The organism is Nocardia sp. bgisy118 (assembly GCF_057708605.1).
The window spans coordinates 379,105-399,006 of the sequence record NZ_JBYISM010000001.1 but is presented as its reverse complement, the minus strand read 5'-3'; the positions used below and the strand labels follow the sequence as shown (position 1 = coordinate 399,006).

The window sequence follows — 19,902 nt, the reverse complement described above, 5'->3', positions numbered from 1 at the left end:
ATATAGGTGGAGGAATCGTGTTCGAAAAACTCGGCAGGTGGTCCGCCGCCCATCGCAGATGGGTGGTGGTAGGCACCGTTCTGTTCATCCTGCTCGGCGGCTTGTGGGGCTCGGGCGCGGGCAATCTGCTCGGCGGCGGCGCCGGACTCGACGATCCGACCAGCGAGTCGTCGCACGCGGACGAGATCCTGGAGACCACCCTCGGCAGGCACGTCGCCGACGTGGTGGTCATGTACGAGAGCGCGGACATGACCGTCGACGATCCGCGCTACCGCGAGCGGGTCGAGAACGCGGTCGCCAAGATCCCCCGCGACTCCTACACCTGGCTGGAGACGTTCTGGAGCACGGGCTCCCCCGATTTCGTCTCGGCCGACCGGCACAAGACCTACATCTCCATGCAGCTGCCCGGCCAGATCGAGGAAAAGCGGGTGGTGGTGTGGCGCGAGATCGAGCACCTGTTCGATCAGCCCGGCCTCGAGGTCCGCTTCGGCGGACTGGTCGCGGTGAACGACCAGTTCAACGAGATCACCGAGGAAGATCTCGCGCGCGCCGAGTTGATCTCCTTCCCGCTGCTGCTGCTCCTGCTGATCGTCATCTTCCGTAGCGCCATCGCCGCGGCGCTGCCGCTCGCGGTCGGCGTCGTCGTCTCGATCGGCTCGCTCGCGGTACTGCGCGTGGTCGGCACGTTCACCGATCTGTCCACCTTCTCCATCAACCTGGTCGTCCTGCTCGGCCTCGGCCTCGCCATCGACTACGCGCTACTCATCGTCAACCGGTTCCGTGACGAGCTGGCGGTGGGCCGCTCGGTCGACGATGCCATCGGCATCACCATGGCCACCGCTGGCCGTACCGTCGCCGTCTCCGGCATCACCGTCGCAGTCACCCTGGGCGGCCTGGTGATCTTCCCGTCGCGGTTCCTCACCTCGCTCGGCTACTCGGGCGTCAGCGTGGTGTTGTTCGCGGTGCTCGGCGCGCTGATCGTGATGCCCGCCCTGCTGCGTTTCGCCGGCCTGCGCATCAACTCGCTGCGCATCCCGCTGCCGTCGTTCGGCAAGGGCGGCGGCGAGCCGGGCTCGCGCTGGTACAAGGTCGCCCACGCGGTGATGCGCCGCCCCGTGCTCGCCGCGTCGAGCATCGGTCTCGCACTGGTGCTGCTCGGCCTGCCGCTGCTCGGCGCGACCTGGACGCGGCCCGCCGACTGGGCGCTGCCCGACGGCACCGACAGCCGGGTCGTCTCGGCGGAGCTCGATCGGGACTTCCCGCTCGATCCGACCAAGGTGATCACCGCGGTGGTCGACATGCCCGGAGACGCCGCGAGTCCGCAATCCCAGCAGGCGCTTTCGGCCTACCTCGACCGCCTGCGCGCGGTGCAGGGCGTGGACAGCGCCACCGTGACCGGAACGGCGGGCGATCTGGCCCGCGTCACGCTCGGTTACTCACTGGACTCGATGGACGCGCCGATCCGCGACGTGGTGCGCGAACTGCGGGCCGTCGAACCGCCCGCCGACGCCACCTCGTCGTTCACCAACCGCCCCGCGGCGGTGGCCGACCTGCTCGACATGCTCACCGAGCGGCTGCCCTGGATGCTGCTGATCGTGACGTTGGTGTCGTTCGCGGTGCTGTTCCTTGCCTTCGGCTCGGTGCTGCTGCCGTTGAAGTCGGTGCTGATGAACCTGCTGTCGCTGTTCGCCGCCTTCGGCATCGTGGCGCTCATCTTCCAGTACGGTTTCCTCTCCGGCCCACTGAATTTCGTGCCCGCGGGCTACATGGACGCGAACATGCCGATGATGATCATGGCGATCGCCTTCGGCCTGGCGATGGACTACGAGGTGTTCCTGCTGGCGCGCATCCGCGAGCACTATCTGCGCAGCGGTGATCCGGTGGAGTCGGTGGCCTTCGGCGTCCGCCACACCGCGCGACTGATCACCAGCGCCGCGCTGCTGCTCGCCGTCGTGCTCGGCGCCTTCGTCTTCTCCGGCATCACGATCGTCAAGATGATCGGCGTCGGCCTGGTGGTGGCCATCTTCCTGGACGCCACCATCGTGCGCGGCCTGCTGGTGCCCGCGACGATGCGGCTGCTCGGCAGCAAGGCGTGGTGGGCTCCCGCGCCGCTGGCGAGGTGGTGGGACAAGTACGGAATTCCCGAACCTGGAGCCGACGCGGCTCCGGAGACCGGCGGTGCAGGCCGGCCGAGCGAACCGGCAAACGCGCTCGGCACTACGGCGGCGACCTCGACAGCGCTGTCGCGGTGATCGTCGGTATCGCGGCGGGCCCGGCATCCTCCTCTTGCCGGGCCCGCCGTACCGGAAGGACATAGAGCATGGCAGCGCAGTACCAAGCCGGTCCGGTCCGCAAGGTCCTCAATCGCGCCGTGATGGCGTTGGCCGCGCGCGGCGCGGGACCGGACGGCATGTACATCCTGGAGACCACGGGGCGGCGCAGCGGTCTGGCGCGCCGAAACCCGGTGCGCATCATCGAATTCGACGGCCAGCGGTGGCTCGTCTCCCCCTACGGGGAGGTGGCCTGGGTGCACAACGTCCGCGCCAGCGATCTCGTCCGCCTGCGCCGCGGCGGCGACGACCAGAGGGTACGCGCCGAGGCGGTGCACGGCGAGCGCGCGGGCGCGGTGCTGCATCAGTACATCAGGAAGGCACCGGTGACCATCCCCTACTTCGACGCCTCGCCGCGCTCCGCGCCGAGCGAGTTCGCCGCCGAGGCGCACAAACACCCCGTCTTCGTATTGCACGGCTGGAGCAAGACCGCATGACCACCACACGCCCGACGACAGCGCCGAATTCGACGGTGCACGAACCGGTCACGGATCCCAGCCGGTGGTGGGTGCTCGCCACGGTGTGCGTGTCCACCTTCATGCTCACCCTCGACATCACGGTGGTGAACGTCTCGCTGCCCGCCATCCAGGCCGACCTGTCGGCGAGCTTCAGCGCGCTGCAATGGGTGGTGGACGCTTACGCGCTCGGCATGGCCGCGTTCCTGCTCACCAGCGGTTCGCTGGCGGACCGGGTGGGCAGGCGCAGCCTGTTCGCGGGCGGGCTCGTGGTGTTCACCGCGGCGTCGGTGGCCTGCGGTGTCGCTGGTAATCCCCTGCTGCTCAACGTTTCTCGTGGCGTCCAAGGCGTCGGCGCGGCCATCCTCTACGCCGTCGGCCCTGCCATGCTTGCGGCGGCCTTCCACGGCAAGGAGCGCGGTACCGCGTTCGGCCTGTTCGGCATGACGACCGGAATCTCGGTCGCCGCGGGTCCGCTGGTCGGCGGCGCGCTCACCGAAATCGATTGGCGCTGGGTGTTCTACCTGAACGTGCCAACGGGGCTGCTTGCGCTGCTTGTGGTGCTGGCGAAGGTGCCCGAAAGCGCCCGGCGCGGCAGCAGGCCGGTCGACCGGGCCGGGCTCGTGCTGTTCTCGGCGGCGCTGTTCCTGTTGGTGTACGGGATCATTCGCGGTCCGGTGGCCGGGTGGACAGCGGGCTCCTCCATCCTGTGCTTCACCGGGTGCGTCGTGCTCGTCGCGGCATTCGTGCTGGTGCAGCGCCGGGGCAGGCACCCGATGCTGGATCTGAGGCTGTTCGCCAACCGCACCTTCGACGCGCTCTCGGCCGCGACCTTCGTGCTGAATTTCGCGGTCATCCCGGTCATCCTGTTCGGGGTGCTGTGGATGCAGGGCGTGCTCGGCCACTCCGCGATCGAGACCGGGCTGCGCTTCCTGCCGCTCACCGGCATGCTGCTGGTGGCGGGCGTGCTCGGCGGCATATTGAGCGTGCGGGTGGCGACCAACCGGCTGATCGGCGCGGCGCTGATCCTCACCGGCGTCGGATTCCTGCTGCTGAACTCCATCGGCCCGGAGGACGATTGGACCGCGGCCCTGCTGCCGTTCCTCGTCGCAGGCATCGGCATGGGACTGTTCAATCCGCCCCGGGCCAACGCCGCGGTCGCCATCGTCGCGCCGGAGGACTCCGGCATGGGCTCCGGGGTCAACGAGACCTTCCAACAGGTGGGTTCGGCGCTGGGCGTCGCGGTGCTCGGCGCGGTCGCGCACGCCAGGATCGCCGACAGCCTGTCCGGGCAGCCGGTGCCCGCCGCGGCCGTCGACGCGATCGCCGCGGGCTCGATCGATCGGCTCACGGCCGAAACCTCCCCCGCGCACGCCGCCGAACTGACCACCGCCGCGCACGCGGCGTTCGTCTCCGGCCTGCACGCCGTGGCGACCATCGGCGGCCTCGCCAGCGTGATCGTCGGCGCGGCGGCGCTGGTGCTGATCCGCCGCCAGGATTTCGTCCAGGATCCGGCCGCACCCGAACACGACGACGCACCCGTCCCTGCCTGACCGGCTAGTGACTTCCCAAGGAGAGACATGAACTGTCGCAAGCACATCGGAAGGTCCGTCGCGGCCGCGGCGGCCGGCGCCGCCGCGCTCGCGTGCGGCACCGCCGGCGCCGACGTGGTGGTGCCGCTACCCGGCGCCGAGAAAGTGCAGACGCTGTCGGACGGCACGGTGGTCACCGTCCGGCTCGTCGGCGAATCGGTGACCATCAATCCCTCGCTCGGCGGCACCCCGCTGCATCGCAACGCCTGGGTGTCGGGCAGCGCGCAGGTCGAGGTGGCCGGGGCGGGCGATCGGCCGGGCGGCAAGCTCATCCCCGGCTACACCGTCGGCTGTCAGGTGGACATCTCCGGCGGCGGCGTGGAGGGCGGGGTGGAAGGCGGGCTCAACTGGAGCAACGGGCAGAACGTGCGTCCGAACGTCGGCGCGGAGTCCGGCGGCGCGCTCTCGCTCGGCCCGGGCCAGACCCGGTCCTTCTACCTCATGGACGTCGAGGTCCCCGACGACTTCGGCAACGAAGACCACAAGCCCGTCAACCGTTTTCGCGGCAACACCGGGTCGGTGACCTGGGCCGACTCCACCATCGCGCTGTCCGGCTGCGCGGGCTACGCGCAGGCACGGGCCTTCATCCGCGTCGAGATCGAAACCGCGACCGTCGCCTCCCACCTCACCGTGTGGGGCGCGCCGTTCAGCCTGGGCTGAGCATCAGCTTCCGTCAGAACATTCCGTGCGGGATCTGCGCGGCGTCGGGCACTGGCTGCACCACATCCCAGTGCTCGACGATCTTCCCGTCCTCGAGTCGCCAGATGTCGACGACCGCGCTGCCGCGCTCCGCGCCCGGCTCGATCATGTGGTAGTGCACCACCGCGTATTCGTCATCGGTGACGACGCGCTTGATGTCGAGCCGGGCGCCGGTCACCGGCGCCGTGGCGAGAAATTCGAGGAACGCGTCGCGGCCCGACGGGTTGCCCGGACTGTGTTCCAGGAAGTCCTCGTGCAGCAGGTCGCGCAGCACTTCGACATTGCCGCCGGTGAATTCGGCGAGGCCGTGCAGCACGAGGTCTTTGTTCTTGGCGGCGAGAGTGTTGTTCGTCATGGGACAACCATGGCGGCCCGAGGGCGACGCGTCGATTACCAGACATGTCATGGCGTCGCGGCGGGAACACCGTCGATACTGGCCGCATGGATCACGATCGTCCGGTCGGCGCGTTGCTGCGCGAGTGGCGGGTGCGCCGAGGGTTGAGCCAGCTCGCGCTTTCGGTGCGCTCGGGGATCTCCACCAGGCACATCAGTTTCGTCGAGACGGGCCGGACGCTGCCCAGTCCGGACATGCTCGATCGGTTCGCCGGACACCTGGACATTCCCCTGCGGGAACGGAATCGGCTGCTCGTCGCGGCCGGGCACGCGCCGCGCTACCGGCAGCGTCCGATCGACGACCCCGAACTGGCCGAGGCGATGGCCGCGGTGCGGCGGGTGCTGACCGCGCACGAGCCGTATCCGGCGCTGGCGGTGGATCGCCGCTGGAATCTGTTGTACGGCAACGCCGCCGCGCAGATCTTCCTCGACGGGGTCGCGCCCGAGCTGCTCACCCCGCCGATCAACATGATGCGACTCGGCCTGCATCCGCGCGGATTCGCCCCCCGGGTGCGCAATCTGGCCCAGGTGCGCGGCTTTCTGCTCCCCCGGCTGGCGCGGCAGGCATTCCACACCGGCGATCAGGAACTCGCCGCGCTGCACGAGGAGTTGTGCGGCTATGCCACCGAAGACGCACCGGATCTGGTCGATCCGGCCGCCGTCGCGCTACCCATTCACCTCGTCCACGACGGCATGCGACTGTGCTTCCACAGCACGATCATGACCTTCGGCGCGGCCTTCGACATCACCCTCGACGAGATCGCGATCGAGACCTATCTCCCTGCCGACGCGGCCACCGCGGAGCACCTGCGCACCCTCGCCGAACAGCGAGCGCGGGAACCCGTCGCGGCCGCTCGCCGACCAGGCGCACTCAGCCCGCGAGATCGCACATGACCGTGTCGAGCATGTCCTGGATGCCACCTCGCGGGGCGAGCGAGGCGGCGAGGGTCGGCAGCTGATTCATGGCGAGGGTGACCGCGAAACGGTCGGTGGCCGCGCCGACCACGCTGCTGCCGGTGATCGTGCCGCCGTGACCCCACGTCTCCACGCCGCACCTGTTCACCCGCCGGAACAGCCCGAGACCGATCTCCTGGTCGACCAAGGGCACGCCGCTCGGAATCGTCGTACGCATCTGCTCCAGTTGCGCGAGCGGGACCACCCGGCCCGAGATCAACGCCATGAAGTAGCGATTCAGATCCCGTCCGGTGGCGACCATCGCGCCGTCGGCGAGCCCCCAGTTCGGATCGATGTCGGTGACGTCGACGCGTTCGACGCCGTTGACGAGATAGCTGCGGGGATGCGGGAGGCGCACCACCTGCTCGAGCGGATACAGCGGCCAGTAGGTGTCGTGCAATCCGAGCGGCAGGATGATCCGCCGCGTGACCTCCACGCCCACCGGGAGGCCGGTCACCCGTTCGATCATCGAGCCGATGATCAGGTAGTTGGTGTTGGAGTAGCCCCAGCGCGCGCCGGGCTCGAACTCGGCGGGCCGGTCGAGCGCGCCGCGGATCAGCTCCGACGCCGGACGGTAGTTCTGCATGCCCGCGACGCTGTCGAGATCCACCTGGCTGAGGTAATCGGGGATGCCGCTGGTGTGCTGCAACAGATTGCGCACGGTGATGCGCTGCCCGTCGCCACCCGGGCCCGTGACGACGCCTGGCAGGTATCGATCGATCGGCGCGTCCAGGTCGACGCGCTGCTCGGCGACCAGCTGCAAGGCGACGGCGGCCACGAACGCCTTGGTGTTGCTCGCGATCCGCACCTGCGCGTTGTCGGGGAAGGGCGCTCCGGTGCCGAGATCACCCGATCCGCTGTTCAGCTGGAGCTCGCCGAAGTCGCCGCTGACCACCAGCTGCGCGCCCGGCACCCCCGACACGACCACGACGCGATCGAGATCGGGTTGCCAGGACGGCCGCGCGAGGCTCGGTTCCGCCCCCACAGAACCGGACACCGGACACAGCATCATCGCGACCAGCATCGCCGCCACCGTGAACCAGCGCATGTTTTCCCCTCTCACCGGAACACCGCGGCCCGCCGCCGGGCGGACCACAGGGCCGGGCACAGAGCGAATGACCCTCAACAGGTGTGGACACATCTGATTCGAGCAACCGTTCGGCACGGTTTCCGGCTCCCGAGCGACTCCGATCGGTATGCCGTACCCATACCCAGCCTTCCGCATGTCACGCCCGGGAGGTAGCCCCCACCGCACGCGATCCAGTCGCCGGCTCCCACGCCGGGGCCGCACGCTGCGAGACCTGCCGCTCTTCACCGCCACGGAGGTCGTCACGCGCTCGGCCGATCCGCCGCCTCGATGCCACGATCCAACGCCCCGGTGCCCCGATCCGAACTCCGCGGTCGGCGCCATCGGCCGAACGCACCGCCGAGCGCGAGCACGACCACCGCGGCCGCCGCCACCGACCAGGTCACCGCGGACGCTTCGGCCAACGCGATGAGCGCGGAGAGCCTGTAGCGCGGCGCACTGCCCCGGTGAGAGCACCTCGAAGCGGCCTTCCTCGCCTTCACCAACGGAACCACGCAGGAGCTCAGTGGATTTCGCGTCGCCGACCCCACCTTCGTCCGTGGCGTCATCGGCCATTTCGAACAGCTCTGGTCGGCTGGTCGTGAACTGTCCCCGCCCGCTGACGATGGCCCGCAGTGAACGGGGTAGCGGCGGCAGAACGGGCGGCAGATCGCGACGGCGGAGCCACACCCGGGTGGGGCCCCACCGGATTGCCGGATCATCGTGCTCGTCCCCTCCACGCGCCGATGCTCTACCGGTCGAATCGTGGTCGGCCCCAGGCTCGTTACCGACTGTCGGCAGCGATCGCGGCGGGTAGCAGATGGTTGCGGGCGAAGGCGCGGGCGTCTTCGTCGGTGTCGAGGCGGAAGTAGCTGTCGGGGATCAGAAGCAAGGTGAGGGAAAGGCGAGCGGCGATCTCGGCGGCGGCGTCGGGATCGATGCCATCCGCATCGTCGGCTTGGCGGAGCTGGTCGGCGAAGAAGGTACGCGCGGTATCGACCAGGGCGCTGCCATAGGTGATGAGGAACGGCTTGCCTGCTTCGTCGGCGAGCAGGATGCGGTTGGTCAGCGGGTCGGCGCGCAGCGTCCGCAGCGCGATGGTGAAGCCTTCGACCGCTCGCGTACGGACGTCGGGGTGGCCCGCGACGGTGTCCGCGATGTCACCGAGCACGCGCTGCACCCAAGTGGTCAGCGCGACGCCGACGAGGGTGTCCTTGTTGGGAAAGGCCCGGTAAACGGTCGCGCGGTGCATCCCGGCGCGGCGCGCGATGTGTTCCATGCGCACACGATCGAGCCCGTGCTCGCGGAACTCGTCCAACGCCGCGTCGACGATCCGCGCGGCCTGCGGATCGGCGTCGGCCGCCGATCCCCGGGAGGCGACCATCTGCCGGGCTGTGAACATCGCTTCATCCCTGACTGAGTGCGGCATGCTCGCGCATGCCTTGGCGGGCACGGGGATGGTAGCGCAGCGGTTCGGGCAGCAACGGCCACGCGTTGCGGATCAGCGTGACCGCGGCGCGGAACCGGGCGCGGTCGACGGCCGAATAGCGCAGCCCGAGCCGATCCCGCGCGGATTCGGGCAGCAACGCGGTGGTGATCACCCGGTATTCGGACATGATCACCGGACGCACCACCGCCTCGATCGGCCCGGGCAGATACGGCAGCCGCAGCCCGCTGGTGACACCGAGCTGCCCGGCCAGCCACCGCGCGGATTCCGTTGCCTCGAGCACGTTCTCGCACATGTCGTCGAAGTAGCGGGTGAACGCGGCGTAGTCGGCGGGCATGGGCCGCTCGCTGAGCCCGTAGCGGCGGTACCAGGTCTTGCCTTCCTGATAGAAGGTCTCGCGCTGCGCGTCGGTCAGCCCGCCGTCGTAGACCTCGGCGATGGTGATCACACCCTGCAGGATGGTGGCGTGGGTCCAGAAGTAGACCTCCGGATTCAGTGCGTGGTAGCGCTTCCCGTGGTGATCGACTCCCCCGATGTCGCGGTGGTAGTCGCGCACCCGCGCCGCGGTACCGGACCGGGGTGAGTCGTAGACGGTGCCGACGATTTCGGGAATCGAGCGAAACACGCGGTCCCACGGATCGACGAAGAAGTCGGAATGGTCCGCCACGCCCGCGCCCACCGCCGGGTGCATGAGTTGCAGCATGCCGTAGGGCGCGGTGACCAGAAGAAGGCGAAGATCCCCCGCGTAACGCCAGGTCAGAGAGCCGGGACCCAGCTCGGGCGCGATGTCGGCATTCGTGTCGTCGATCCGGTGGGCGCGTGCGGTCATCGTTGACCCCTTTCAGTGTGCGACAGAATTACGTTATCTGTCGCACACGTCGCGAGCAAGGCCGCTCGTCAGCGGGCGCCGCACCTCAGCGCTGCCGCACCGGCCGGACGACGATCTCGTTGACGTCCACATCCGGCGCTTGACCCACCGCATAGGCGACGGCGTCGGCGATCGATTCGGGCGCGATCGCGTTCCGCCGGTACTCGGCCATCACTGTCCGCGCGTGCGGGTCGCTGATGGTCTCGGCCAGTTCGCTGTGGACCACGCCGGGCGAGATCGTGGTGACCCGGATGCCGGGCGGCGATTCCAGCCGCAGCCCCTCGGTGATGGCCCACGCCGCGTACTTGGTTCCGCAGTACACGGCCGCGGTGGGGCTGACGGCGTGCGCACCGATCGACGCGATCGTCACCAGGTGGCCGCTGCCTGTGGCGTGGAAATGCGGAAGCGCGGCCGCGATGCCGTACAGCAGACCGCGGATGTTGACGTCGATCATCCGGTCCCATTCGCCGACCAGACCGGCGTCCAGCCGCGACAGCGGCATCACCCCCGCGTTGGCGACGAACACATCGAGCCGGCCGTGCCGGGCGACGAGGTCGTCGACGGCGCGGCGGACGGCATCCCGATCGGTGACGTCGAGGGCGCACGGCTCGATCGCTCCCCCGCTCGCCTCGGCGAGCTCGTGGAGCCGGTCGATGCGTCGCGCGGCCGCGACGACGCGCATGCCGTCGGCGGCGAGCCGCCGCGCGATGGCACGGCCGATGCCGCTGCTCGCGCCGGTGACGAGGGCGACGGAGTCTGTCATGTTCTCTCCCTTGGATATTCGGCGAGACGCCGCGCCGGCCGGGCGGTCGGCGCGGTGTCCACTCTCGAAGCCCGTGGCCGCCGCTGGAAGAGCGAAACGTTCCTGGGAGCAGCGCACCCAGGCTCTCGGCGGGTCGCCGCCCTACGATGCGACCATGGCAGATACCGAGCTCGGCGCGTTCCTGCGCGCCCGCCGCGAACAGATCGCGCCGTCGCGGGTCCGGCTGCCGATGGCGGGCCGACACCGTCGCGTGCCCGGCTTGCGCCGCGAGGAGGTGGCGCTGCTCGCCGGGGTGAGCGCGGACTACTACACCCGCCTCGAACAGGGGCGGGAGCGCAGGCCGTCGGCCCAGGTCGTCGACGCGCTCGCCGCCGCACTCGACCTCGACGAGGACGCGCGCGGGCACCTGTTCCGGCTCGCGGGCCTCGGCCCGCGCGCGCACGCGGCGACCGACGACCGCGTCGACCCGCGCCTGCTCGAGCTGGTCGCCGCTTGGCCGAACAATCCGGCGGTCGTCTACAACCGCGCCTACGACGTCCTGGCCGCCAATGCCATCGCCGACGCGCTGTTCTCCGGCTGGCGCCACCCCCGCAACCTGCTGCGCATCGTGTTCACCGATCCGGCCGCGCGGACCTTCTATCGCGACTGGCCCGACGTGGCCCGCAACGTCGTCGCCGGATTCCGCCTCGGACACGGTGCGGCGCCGCACGATCCGCGCGTCCGCCGAGTACTCGCCGACCTGCTCGACACGAGTCCCGAGTTCGCCGAACTCTGGGCCCGTCACGATGCGCGCGGAAAATCGTTGGAGCGCAAGCGTTTCGACCACCGCGACGTGGGGCTCGTGGAATTGACCATGCAGACCTTCGACGTACGATCCAGTCCCGGACAGGAACTGGTCGTCTACCACGCCGAGCCGAACTCATCGAGCGCCGAGGCGCTAGCGTTGCTCGGCTCCCTCGCCGCCACTCCACGTCCGTCGCACTGATTTGGCCTTCGGCGGCGGAGAGCTCAATGCGTCGATGCGCATATCTTCATAGTGCAATTTTTTCCACGTCGGTCACGCATCTGCTGAACGAGAGCGTGGCAAGGATTCGGCACCGATTGGCCGATGTTCTCGTACGACCTCAGAGACCCCGCGGTCGCCGACGAGCATGGGAAGAACTTCTACACGCGATGCTCGGGCTGTTCCGCAAGCCGTTAGGCGACTCCCCTCCCCCTGGATGCGTCGCCCAGGCCGCCGAAACGACGACATGCGACGCTCGCAGAGCCGCCGAAGCATACGCTCGGAGCATGGTCGATGATGCTGATCTCGTGTACCTGCGACGGTGCGTGGACCTGGCCCGGGAGGCGCTCGACGATGGCAACGCGCCGTTCGGCTCGCTGCTCGTCGGCGACGGCCGGGTGCTCGCGGAGGCGAAGAACGGCGAAGGCGGCGGTGATCCGACCCGGCATCCGGAACTCGAATTGGTGCACTGGGCCATCGCCCAACTCGCACCCGCCGAACGCGCGACCACGACCGTCTACACCTCCGGCGAGCACTGCCCGATGTGTTCGGCCGCGCACGCCTGGGCCGGTCTCGGTCGCATCGTCTACGCCAGCTCGGCGGCGCAGCTGACCGAATGGCTCGACGAGATGGGCATCCCGCCCGCCCCGGTCCGGGCCTTATCTATCAACGTGGTCGCGCCGGGCATCCCCACGTCGGGGCCCGCCCCCCAGCTGGCCGGCGCGCTGCGTGAACTCCACCGACTCCACCGGAGGCCCCACGACTGATCAGCCCGGCCCGCACCGGCAAGTTCGCCGCGCCCCGCGGCATCCAACAGCACTCTTGGCCGGTCCCGCTCGCCCGGCGCGTTATTGCGGCCGCAGCACCACGATCCCGGGTGTCGATCGCACATAGTCGGCCAACGGCGAATCGACCACCTGGTTGTTCGCCGCGAGGGAGGACGCGTTGCGGAAGATCGGTCCGTCGGACGTCATCACGAAGATGCCGACGTGAGTGACGTCCAGTCCGGGCTGGTCGGTGTAGGCGCCGATGTAGTCGCCGGTGCGGAGCTGCCCGATGACGTTCCCGTCGACCGCGGCGCTCGGGATGTAGGTGATGTCGCGGCCGACCACGGGCAACCCGGGGAGATACGTTCCCCCATCGGCTTTCGCGTTGAGCCGCTTGCCGACCGTCACCGCCGCGGGGCTCAGCGTCGCGGTGATATCGGTCGCGGCGATTCGCGGCGTGTGCGACCAGTCGCTGAAGAAGTGTTTGCGCTGGAGGAAGTCGACGCGTCCGCCCGCGTAGCGCGTCTCGATCAGGTTCGCCACGAACTGGTCGCGGTCGGCGGACCTGCTCAGCGCTTCCACGTAGTCGAGGAAGGTGAAGCAGTCCACCCGCCGCAGATCGACGACCAATTGCTCGGGTTGGGTCGCGGAGCCGACCAGCATGTTCGCCCCGTACGGCGTGCCCAGAAACCGGCTCGACAGCAGCGCGAGCAACTCCCCCTTGGCGGCGGTGGGCGCGGTGGCGCGCAGTGCCAGCAGCTCATCGATCTTTCGCGCGGTGGCGTCGTCGAAGCTCGCGGCGTTCGGCGCTCCCACCGCCGCGGGCAGCGCAGGCACCATGCCGCACGCCAGGGCCAGCAGGACGAGCAGTACGCGGGCGATGGTGCGCAAAACGCCTCCCGAGAGTGGACCGGTGCAAGAACCCACCGTAGCCCGCCGCCCCGTCGGCCCGAAGTCGTCCATCCACAGGATTTAGTTGCTTAGCTCAAGCAAGTGAAATATAGTTGCTGACTGCAAGCAAATTATCTCCTGCGGGGAGCGGACATGGCGGTATCACCCGATACGGCACAAAGCCTGATCAAGGAGCTCTACCTGATCGGCAGGGCGATCCGGATCACCCTTCTCCATCCGGAAGAAGGCCAGCTACTGCCCGGCGGCGTCGGCGTGCTGGGGACCTTGGAAACCAAGGGCCCCTGCCGCCAGGTCGACCTGGCGGTGGATCTGTGCATCAGCGCCTCGGCGCTGAGCAGGCACGTCACCGAACTGGTCGGCGCCGGCTACATCAGCCGCCACGCCGACCCCAGCGACGGCCGGGCCACCCTCATCCAGGTCACCGACGCGGGCCGGGACCTGCTCGGCCGCGTCCGGGCGTCGCGGGCGCGCGGCCTGCAGACCGTCCTCGCCGACTGGAGCGAGGACGACGCCGAGCTCGCCTGCGAGTCGGTCCGCAAGCTCAGGAATTCGCTCGCCGCGCACGCGCAGCGCGCGGGAACGACGGAACCCCAGCCGGTTTCGACAGAGAGTCAGGGAGTAGATGTCTAGTTCAGTCGAGACGCCCGTGCGGCGCGACCCGACCGCGATGAGCCATCGCGAAGTCCTCGAGGCGATGACCGGCCTGCTGGCCGCGCTGTTCACCGCCCTGTTGAGCACCACCATCGTCGCGACCGCGCTGCCCACCATCATCGGCGATCTCGAGGGATCACAGACGGCGTACGCGTGGGTCATCACGACGGCCCTGCTCGCCAACGCCGCGTCCACCCCGATCTGGGGCAAGTTCGCCGACCTGTTCAACAAGAAGCTGCTGGTCCAGACGGCGATCGTCATCTTCGTGATCGGCTCGATCATCGCCGGATTCGCGCACACGGTGGCCCTGCTGCTGGTCGCCCGGGTGATCCAGGGCATCGGCATGGGCGGGCTGACCGCGCTGGCGGTCGCGATCATCGGCAGCATCGTGGCGCCGCGCGAACGCGGCCGGTACTCCGGCTACATGGGCGCGGTGATGGCGGTATCGATGTCGGGCGGCCCGATCCTCGGCGGCGTCATCGTCGACAGCCCGCTCGGCTGGCGCTGGTGCTTCTTCGTCTGCGTGCCGCTGGCGGTGATCGCGCTGATGCTGCTGCACCGGACGCTGCGGCTGCCCACCGAACGGAAGCCGGGCGTGTCGATCGACTGGCTCGGCGCCGCGCTGCTCACCGCAGGGGTCTCGGTGCTGCTGATCTGGGTGTCGTTCGCCGGGAAGGCGGGCTACTACGAGTGGATCTCGCGGGAGTCGGCCCTGTACGTCGGCGGCGGCGTGCTGCTGCTGATCGCGACCGTGTGGGTGGAGTCCCGCGCCAAGTCACCGATCATCCCGCTGCCGATCATCACCGAACGCACCACCGGACTGGCGATCCTCGCCTCGATCGCGGTCGGCGTCGGCATGTTCGGCGCCACCACGTTCCTCGGCCAGTACTTCCAGACCGCGCGCGGCTATTCGCCGACCGCCGCGGGCGTGCTGAGCATCCCGCTGGTCGTCGGCATGCTCATCGCCTCGGTCGGCTCAGGTCAGCTGATCACCCGCTTCGGCAAGTGGAAGCGGTTCGTGGTCGCGGGCGGCGCGCTGCTCGTGGTCGGGTTCGCGCTGCTGTCGACCATCGATCACGCGACGAACCTGTGGCTGGTCGGCGCGTACACCGTCGTCGTGGGTCTCGGCGTCGGCATGATGATGCAGAATCTCGTTCTCGCCGTACAGAACACCGTGAGCGTGCACAACATCGGCGCCGCCTCCAGCAGCGTCGCCTTCTTCCGCACCTTCGGCGGCGCGATCGGCGTTTCGGTGCTCGGCTCGGTGCTGGCCACCCGGGTGACCGAACTGTCCACCGAGGGGTTCGCCAAGCTCGGCATCCAGACCCGCTCCTCCGGCAGCGGCAACCTGAATCTCGACGCGCTGCCCGGACCCGTCGCGACCATCGTGCGCACCGCCTACGGCGACGCGACCGGCCGCATCTTCCTCATCGCCGCGCTGGCCACGGTCGTCGCGCTGATCGCCACCGCGCTGCTGCCGAATCGCCCGCTGCGCAACACGATCGACATCGATCCGGCGCTCGACCCGATGCGCGCGCAGGCCGAGGACACTCCCCCGGTCGGCGCATCGACAAGCAGCCGTGACGACGACAAGGTGCGGGTACTACAGAGCTGAGCGACCAGAGCGGGGCGACTCCGAACGGGGGTCGCCCCGCTCGCCGGTACGGGAAAGTGGCCGTGTCGCAAAGCAACTCGCCGACAACGTGTGCAAGTGCGCCGATGGATCGGCAGCTACCTTTCAGCTCACAGGGAATGTAATTATCGCCACGACGCGCGCCGATTCCTACGGTCGGTAGCCGTGACAGCGAATGTGAGCACGTCGTTGAACGACATCACGGAGGCCACCGCGCGGGCGGTCGCGGAGAATCCCGCCGCCGCGCAGGTGGTCTTCCGTGCGTCGGGGGTGCCGGAGGGCACGGTCGGCAGCGCGATCGCGCTGGGCCAGTACATGATTCGGGTGGACGAGCCGCCCGCGCTCGGCGGTGCGGGCACCGCGCCCAACCCGGTCGAGGTCTATCTGGCGTCGCTGATCGCCTGTCAGGTGGTCACCTATCGATTCTGGGCGCAGCGGCTCGACATCACCGTCGACGACATCGCGGTGGAGGCGGAGGGGGATCTCGACGTCTGTGGCTTCTTCGGCCTGGACGACACCGTCCGTCCGGGCTTCCAGGCCGTGCGCGTCACGGTCCGCATCACCGGGCCGGAGACCGCCGAGCGCTACGCCGAACTGCAACGGGCCGTGGACGCGCACTGCCCGGTCCTCGATCTCTCGACCGCGGCGACGCCGGTCGAGACCACGCTGATCACCGCCTGACCTTCCCCGCGCCCGCACGCGGGCCTTTCGCACTGGTCGGCGGGCACGGCACGGCCATCGGCGGCGTGATCGTCGACGGCGGCACGTTCGACTGGACCGGCGGGCGGTTCCCCGGCTTCACCGAACCCGACCCCAGCTACCACGGCGTCCGGTACGCCGATCTCGGCGCTCCCGCCTACACGCTCAAGGCCCGGGTGCAGCTGCTGCGCGATCTCGGCGCGGCCATCTCGCCGTTCAACGCCTTCCTCATCAGCCAGGGCCTCGAGACGCTGAGCCTGCGCGTGGAACGCCATGTGCGCAACGCCCAGGCGGTGGCGGAATTCCTGGTGGCGCGGCCCGAGGTCACCTCCGTGTCGTACGCGGGACTGCCCTCCTCGCCGTGGTACGACCGGGGCCAGGCGCTCGCTCCCAAGGGCGCGGGCGCGGTGATCGGTTTCGAGCTGGCAGGCGGAGTGGACGCGGGCAAGCGTTTCGTCGAGGCCCTCACCCTGCACAGTCATGTCGCCAACATCGGCGACGTGCGCTCGCTGGTGATCCACCCGGCCTCGACGACCCACTCCCAGCTCACCCCCGACGAGCAGCTCGCCGCGGGCGTCACGCCTGGTCTGGTCCGGCTCGCCGTCGGCATCGAGGGCATCGACGACATCCTCGCCGACCTGCGCACCGGTTTCGCCGCCGTCTGACCACGCTCGATTCGAGGATCCTCCGCCGCCCCGGCGACGGAGGATCCTCGCCGCCGATCCGGACGACGCGCGAAGCGCGCTGACACATGACTCGCTCACTCCGTTCGCTCATGCGGGAACCCCTGTCGTGATGCTCGTCGGCGTCGCGGGACCGCTGTCGCCCTCGCGATTCGATCACTGCCGCGTGCCCGCTCGCCTCATCCGTCGCGGGTGAGATCCCGTCCGGGCGGCAACATCGGGAACGTCCCGAACGCGCCGCATTTCGGCCCACTCAGCACACCTCGGGCTACTATCCTGGGGTCGTTGCTGTTTCGACCGGAATTCACTCGATTCCGATCGGTTCGGACCATGCGTTCCGGCGTCCGGCCTCCGAGACCGACCCTCGGTGGCCGAGGCGATAGCGGAGAGGACGGCCATGGAACACCGCCATCACGACGAGCCCAGGGGATGCTGCGCGCCGAACGCTCGACGAACGGTCCTTCCCGGCGCGCCGACCGAGACCGAGTCCGAGGGCGACGCTCCCGCCACGCTGATCCTCTTGCCCGGCGGAGAATTCCTCATGGGCGACGAGAGCGCATGGGCCTATCCGGGCGACGGAGAAGGTCCCCGCCACCAGGTGACCGTCGGTTCGTTCGCCATCGACCGGTACACCGTCAGCAACGCCGCCTTCGCCGCCTTCGTCGACGCGACCGGTCACCGCACCGACGCCGAGCGGTACGGGTGGTCGTTCGTCTTCGCCGGTCTGCTCCCCGACGACGCGCCGCCGACCAGGAGCGTGGTGGGCGCACCGTGGTGGCGGCAGGTGGAAGGCGCCGATTGGCGCCACCCCTCGGGTCCGGGATCGCGCATCGACGACGTCCTCGACCATCCGGTGGTGCACGTCTCCTGGAACGACGCCCAGGCCTACTGCGCCTGGTCGGGCACGCGGCTGCCGACGGAAGCCGAATGGGAGTACGCCGCGCGGGCCGGATCGGCCGACTCCTTTCCCTGGGGGCCGGACCTCGAACCGGACGGGCAGCCTCGGATGAACGTCTTCCGCGGCCGGTTCCCGCGCACGGACCCCGGCGCGCACCTCGGCACCGTCGCGATCGATGCCTTCGCGCCCAACGACTTCGGCCTGCACAATGTCACCGGCAACGTGTGGGAGTGGTGCGCCGACTGGTACGCCCGCGACTACTACCGGCACAGCCCCGACCGCGATCCCACCGGCCCCGCGACGGGAGCAGGCCGGGTCATGCGCGGCGGCTCCTATCTCTGCCATCGCTCCTACTGCCGCCGGTATCGCGTCTCCGCGCGGCAGGGCAGCGAACCGGTCTCCTCGACGGGCAACCTCGGATTCCGCGTCGCGCAGGACCGCTGAACAGCTGCCACAATCGAGACCGCCAGCAGGGGCAGATCTCCGAGTACCGCGCCAATCCGGGACACGGTAGAGCGAGGACACTCGGTGTTCGTCATACGTCGCGGGTGAGACGGCGGCTCAGGTCGAGGGCGTCTCGGTGTCTTTGCCGGGCGTCTCGGTGCCCTTCGAATCCTCGGTGCCCTTCGAATCCTCGGAGACTTCCGCTTCCCCGGTGTCCGGCGCTCTTTCGGCGATCAGCACATTGGCCCAGCGCGTGGTGGGGTCGATGTCGAACAGGGCGCCCTTGACCAGCAGCGTGAGCGGGATCGCCAGCAGCGCGCCGAGCGGGCCGAGCGCCCAGGACCAGAACGCCAGCGACAGGAAGGTCACCGTGACGCTCAAACCCACGGCGTCACCGACGAACTTCGGCTGTATCACCGACTGGATGACGAAATTGATGACGCAGTAGACCACGATGACCCAGAGCATCAGCCCGACCCCGCCGTCCAGCAGGGCGAGCAGCGCGGGCGGTATCAGTCCGATGATGAATCCGATGTTCGGGATGTAGTTCGTGATGAACGACAGCAGCGCCCACAGCAGCGGCAGCGGCACGCCGAGCAACCACAGCGCGGCGCCGTCGAGCACCGCGACGATGAGGCCGAACACCGTCGACACGAGCAGGTACTTGCGCGTGCCGAGCGCGAAAGCGGAAAGGGCATACGCGATTTCGGGCCTGGTGCGCTCGACGAACGTCATCTTCTTGTCGATCACCATGCCGTCGAACGCCATGAACACCAGCAGCGCGAACACGAAGAACAGATTCGAGAAGACGCCGAGCAGCCCGCGCAGCGCCGATTCCAGCACGCCGACGACCTTGCCGATGTCGAGCGAATTCAGCATGTTCTGAATCTCTTCGGGGCTCACCCCGGCGCCGGCCAGCGCATCGCGCAGCCGGTCCACCAATTCGTCGGCTCGGTCGCTGTAGTTGGGCAACTCGGTGGCCAACTGCGCGGCCGACACCACCACCGCGCCGATGAGCCCGATCAGAATCGACACGACCGCGACGAGGGCGACGACCATGCCGACCCACGGCCGCAGCCCGCGCCGCTGCGCCCACGTCTGGAGGGGTTGGACGGCCATGGTCAGCATCAGGGCGAGGAACACCGGCCCGAGAATGCCCGCGAACGCCTTGATCCCGCCGACGGCGACCACCGCGCTCGCCGCGGCGAGCAGCACGACGAGACCGCGCGGAATGGCCCAGATCCCCGCGGTGGCGGCCGGTGGCCGCACGGCACGCGCCTCCGTCGGCCGTCGCCGCGGCGTTCGCATCGTCTTCCGCCCTGGTCCGGTCAGTCCGCGAAGGCTGGGCGCGAGGTGGCGAACGCGGTGCTCGCCCCGAGCGGGATTGCGGCCATGACCTGCTCCTTCGCTGCTCGATTCGCGCGGGTACGCCGACGCTAGGTCCGCCGCGCCGATGGCGCCTCACCCGTTGCGGGTGAGATCGGCGACCTTGCCCTGCTCGTCCCGATGGTCGCCGCGATTCGGCTCTCGGTGATCGGAACCGGTGTCCGGCTCGGTGCGGCCCACTAGCGTCGGCCGCATGAGCGAACGGAGTGAGCGAATCGTGTGCCAGCGCGCCTCGCGCATGCCGGAGCCGAGCGCCAGC

Annotated in this window: 19 protein-coding genes and 1 pseudogene; 12 read left to right on the top strand and 8 right to left on the bottom strand. The window is 69.3% G+C overall.

Annotated features, from left to right (window positions below):
* Window positions 1-17: 17 nt before the first annotated feature.
* From AC3EO7_RS01765 to AC3EO7_RS01750, 4 genes are all read left to right on the top strand, one after another.
* On the top strand, window positions 18-2,252 hold the full coding sequence (locus AC3EO7_RS01765) for an MMPL family transporter (RefSeq protein ID WP_435590264.1): 2,235 nt from the start codon (window positions 18-20) through the stop codon (window positions 2,250-2,252).
* Window positions 2,253-2,320: 68 nt separating this feature from the next.
* Window positions 2,321-2,767, top strand: coding sequence for a nitroreductase family deazaflavin-dependent oxidoreductase (locus tag AC3EO7_RS01760; protein WP_435590263.1), 447 nt, complete (start codon window positions 2,321-2,323; stop codon window positions 2,765-2,767).
* Window positions 2,764-4,338 (top strand): MFS transporter, encoded by a 1,575-nt coding sequence (locus AC3EO7_RS01755; RefSeq protein ID WP_435590262.1) that lies wholly within the window; start codon window positions 2,764-2,766, stop codon window positions 4,336-4,338. Before AC3EO7_RS01760 ends, AC3EO7_RS01755 begins: the two co-directional genes overlap by 4 nt.
* Before the next feature lie 27 nt (window positions 4,339-4,365).
* The gene (locus tag AC3EO7_RS01750) at window positions 4,366-5,037 is read left to right on the top strand and encodes an MspA family porin (RefSeq protein ID WP_431968982.1); all 672 of its coding nucleotides are present in this window, start codon (window positions 4,366-4,368) and stop codon (window positions 5,035-5,037) included.
* 13 nt (window positions 5,038-5,050) lie between these two features.
* Here the strand turns inward: AC3EO7_RS01750 and AC3EO7_RS01745 are convergent, their stop codons facing one another.
* Window positions 5,051-5,431 (bottom strand): nuclear transport factor 2 family protein, encoded by a 381-nt coding sequence (locus tag AC3EO7_RS01745; protein ID WP_431968984.1) that lies wholly within the window; start codon window positions 5,429-5,431, stop codon window positions 5,051-5,053.
* Window positions 5,432-5,517: 86 nt separating this feature from the next.
* On the opposite strand from AC3EO7_RS01745, the gene AC3EO7_RS01740 reads away from it, so the two are divergent.
* On the top strand, window positions 5,518-6,363 hold the full coding sequence (locus AC3EO7_RS01740; RefSeq protein WP_431968986.1) for a helix-turn-helix domain-containing protein: 846 nt from the start codon (window positions 5,518-5,520) through the stop codon (window positions 6,361-6,363).
* Here the strand turns inward: AC3EO7_RS01740 and AC3EO7_RS01735 are convergent.
* The 5 genes from AC3EO7_RS01735 to AC3EO7_RS01715 all read right to left on the bottom strand — a co-directional run bounded on the left by AC3EO7_RS01735 (window position 6,341) and on the right by AC3EO7_RS01715 (window position 10,567).
* Complete coding sequence (locus tag AC3EO7_RS01735) at window positions 6,341-7,486, bottom strand: serine hydrolase domain-containing protein (RefSeq protein ID WP_435590261.1); 1,146 nt, start codon at window positions 7,484-7,486, stop codon at window positions 6,341-6,343. The two genes, AC3EO7_RS01740 and AC3EO7_RS01735, sit on opposite strands and share 23 nt — an antisense overlap.
* Before the next feature lie 266 nt (window positions 7,487-7,752).
* Window positions 7,753-7,914, bottom strand: coding sequence for a hypothetical protein (locus tag AC3EO7_RS01730; RefSeq protein WP_435590260.1), 162 nt, complete (start codon window positions 7,912-7,914; stop codon window positions 7,753-7,755).
* Window positions 7,915-8,273: 359 nt separating this feature from the next.
* The gene (locus AC3EO7_RS01725; protein ID WP_435590259.1) at window positions 8,274-8,891 is read right to left on the bottom strand and encodes a TetR/AcrR family transcriptional regulator; all 618 of its coding nucleotides are present in this window, start codon (window positions 8,889-8,891) and stop codon (window positions 8,274-8,276) included.
* A gap of 4 nt (window positions 8,892-8,895) precedes the next feature.
* Window positions 8,896-9,765, bottom strand: coding sequence for an oxygenase MpaB family protein (locus AC3EO7_RS01720; protein WP_435590258.1), 870 nt, complete (start codon window positions 9,763-9,765; stop codon window positions 8,896-8,898).
* A gap of 85 nt (window positions 9,766-9,850) precedes the next feature.
* Window positions 9,851-10,567 (bottom strand): SDR family oxidoreductase, encoded by a 717-nt coding sequence (locus tag AC3EO7_RS01715; protein ID WP_435590257.1) that lies wholly within the window; start codon window positions 10,565-10,567, stop codon window positions 9,851-9,853.
* Between the two features lie 154 nt (window positions 10,568-10,721).
* Here AC3EO7_RS01715 and AC3EO7_RS01710 point away from each other — a divergent pair, with 154 nt between their 5' ends.
* Both AC3EO7_RS01710 and AC3EO7_RS01705 read left to right on the top strand, forming a co-directional pair.
* Entirely contained in the window at window positions 10,722-11,552 is an 831-nt protein-coding gene (locus tag AC3EO7_RS01710) for a helix-turn-helix transcriptional regulator (RefSeq protein WP_431968998.1), read from the top strand.
* Between the two features lie 305 nt (window positions 11,553-11,857).
* Window positions 11,858-12,337, top strand: a complete 480-nt coding sequence (locus AC3EO7_RS01705) for a nucleoside deaminase (protein ID WP_435590256.1) — start codon at window positions 11,858-11,860, stop codon at window positions 12,335-12,337.
* Window positions 12,338-12,418: 81 nt separating this feature from the next.
* Here the strand turns inward: AC3EO7_RS01705 and AC3EO7_RS01700 are convergent, their stop codons facing one another.
* Window positions 12,419-13,177 (bottom strand): DUF1460 domain-containing protein, encoded by a 759-nt coding sequence (locus tag AC3EO7_RS01700; RefSeq protein WP_431969110.1) that lies wholly within the window; start codon window positions 13,175-13,177, stop codon window positions 12,419-12,421.
* 204 nt (window positions 13,178-13,381) lie between these two features.
* Here AC3EO7_RS01700 and AC3EO7_RS01695 point away from each other — a divergent pair, with 204 nt between their 5' ends.
* From AC3EO7_RS01695 to AC3EO7_RS01675, 5 genes and pseudogenes are all read left to right on the top strand, one after another.
* Window positions 13,382-13,879 (top strand): MarR family winged helix-turn-helix transcriptional regulator, encoded by a 498-nt coding sequence (locus AC3EO7_RS01695; RefSeq protein WP_431969002.1) that lies wholly within the window; start codon window positions 13,382-13,384, stop codon window positions 13,877-13,879.
* Window positions 13,872-15,515 (top strand): MDR family MFS transporter, encoded by a 1,644-nt coding sequence (locus tag AC3EO7_RS01690; protein ID WP_431969004.1) that lies wholly within the window; start codon window positions 13,872-13,874, stop codon window positions 15,513-15,515. Before AC3EO7_RS01695 ends, AC3EO7_RS01690 begins: the two co-directional genes overlap by 8 nt.
* A gap of 183 nt (window positions 15,516-15,698) precedes the next feature.
* Window positions 15,699-16,214, top strand: coding sequence for an OsmC family protein (locus AC3EO7_RS01685; protein ID WP_435590255.1), 516 nt, complete (start codon window positions 15,699-15,701; stop codon window positions 16,212-16,214).
* A 35-nt stretch (window positions 16,215-16,249) separates the two neighbouring features.
* A pseudogene (locus AC3EO7_RS01680) lies at window positions 16,250-16,897 on the top strand (PLP-dependent transferase); the annotation flags it as partial.
* A gap of 415 nt (window positions 16,898-17,312) precedes the next feature.
* Window positions 17,313-18,257: a formylglycine-generating enzyme family protein gene (locus AC3EO7_RS01675; protein ID WP_435590254.1), complete on the top strand. Its 945-nt coding sequence runs from the start codon at window positions 17,313-17,315 to the stop codon at window positions 18,255-18,257.
* Window positions 18,258-18,374: 117 nt separating this feature from the next.
* Here the strand turns inward: AC3EO7_RS01675 and AC3EO7_RS01670 are convergent, their stop codons facing one another.
* On the bottom strand, window positions 18,375-19,565 hold the full coding sequence (locus AC3EO7_RS01670) for an AI-2E family transporter (protein WP_435590253.1): 1,191 nt from the start codon (window positions 19,563-19,565) through the stop codon (window positions 18,375-18,377).
* Window positions 19,566-19,902: the final 337 nt, after the last annotated feature.

Coding starts and splice junctions, on each gene's coding strand:
- AC3EO7_RS01760 (WP_435590263.1), top strand. CDS start 2,321: ATGGCAGCGCAGTACCAAGCCGGTCCGGTCCGCAAGGTCCTCAATCGC.
- AC3EO7_RS01695 (WP_431969002.1), top strand. CDS start 13,382: ATGGCGGTATCACCCGATACGGCACAAAGCCTGATCAAGGAGCTCTAC.
- AC3EO7_RS01725 (WP_435590259.1), bottom strand. CDS start 8,891: ATGTTCACAGCCCGGCAGATGGTCGCCTCCCGGGGATCGGCGGCCGAC.
- AC3EO7_RS01740 (WP_431968986.1), top strand. CDS start 5,518: ATGGATCACGATCGTCCGGTCGGCGCGTTGCTGCGCGAGTGGCGGGTG.
- AC3EO7_RS01700 (WP_431969110.1), bottom strand. CDS start 13,177: ATGGTGCCTGCGCTGCCCGCGGCGGTGGGAGCGCCGAACGCCGCGAGC.
- AC3EO7_RS01715 (WP_435590257.1), bottom strand. CDS start 10,567: ATGACAGACTCCGTCGCCCTCGTCACCGGCGCGAGCAGCGGCATCGGC.
- AC3EO7_RS01675 (WP_435590254.1), top strand. CDS start 17,313: ATGGAACACCGCCATCACGACGAGCCCAGGGGATGCTGCGCGCCGAAC.
- AC3EO7_RS01705 (WP_435590256.1), top strand. CDS start 11,858: ATGGTCGATGATGCTGATCTCGTGTACCTGCGACGGTGCGTGGACCTG.
- AC3EO7_RS01755 (WP_435590262.1), top strand. CDS start 2,764: ATGACCACCACACGCCCGACGACAGCGCCGAATTCGACGGTGCACGAA.
- AC3EO7_RS01720 (WP_435590258.1), bottom strand. CDS start 9,765: ATGACCGCACGCGCCCACCGGATCGACGACACGAATGCCGACATCGCG.
- AC3EO7_RS01745 (WP_431968984.1), bottom strand. CDS start 5,431: ATGACGAACAACACTCTCGCCGCCAAGAACAAAGACCTCGTGCTGCAC.
- AC3EO7_RS01690 (WP_431969004.1), top strand. CDS start 13,872: ATGTCTAGTTCAGTCGAGACGCCCGTGCGGCGCGACCCGACCGCGATG.
- AC3EO7_RS01670 (WP_435590253.1), bottom strand. CDS start 19,565: ATGCGAACGCCGCGGCGACGGCCGACGGAGGCGCGTGCCGTGCGGCCA.
- AC3EO7_RS01710 (WP_431968998.1), top strand. CDS start 10,722: ATGGCAGATACCGAGCTCGGCGCGTTCCTGCGCGCCCGCCGCGAACAG.
- AC3EO7_RS01750 (WP_431968982.1), top strand. CDS start 4,366: ATGAACTGTCGCAAGCACATCGGAAGGTCCGTCGCGGCCGCGGCGGCC.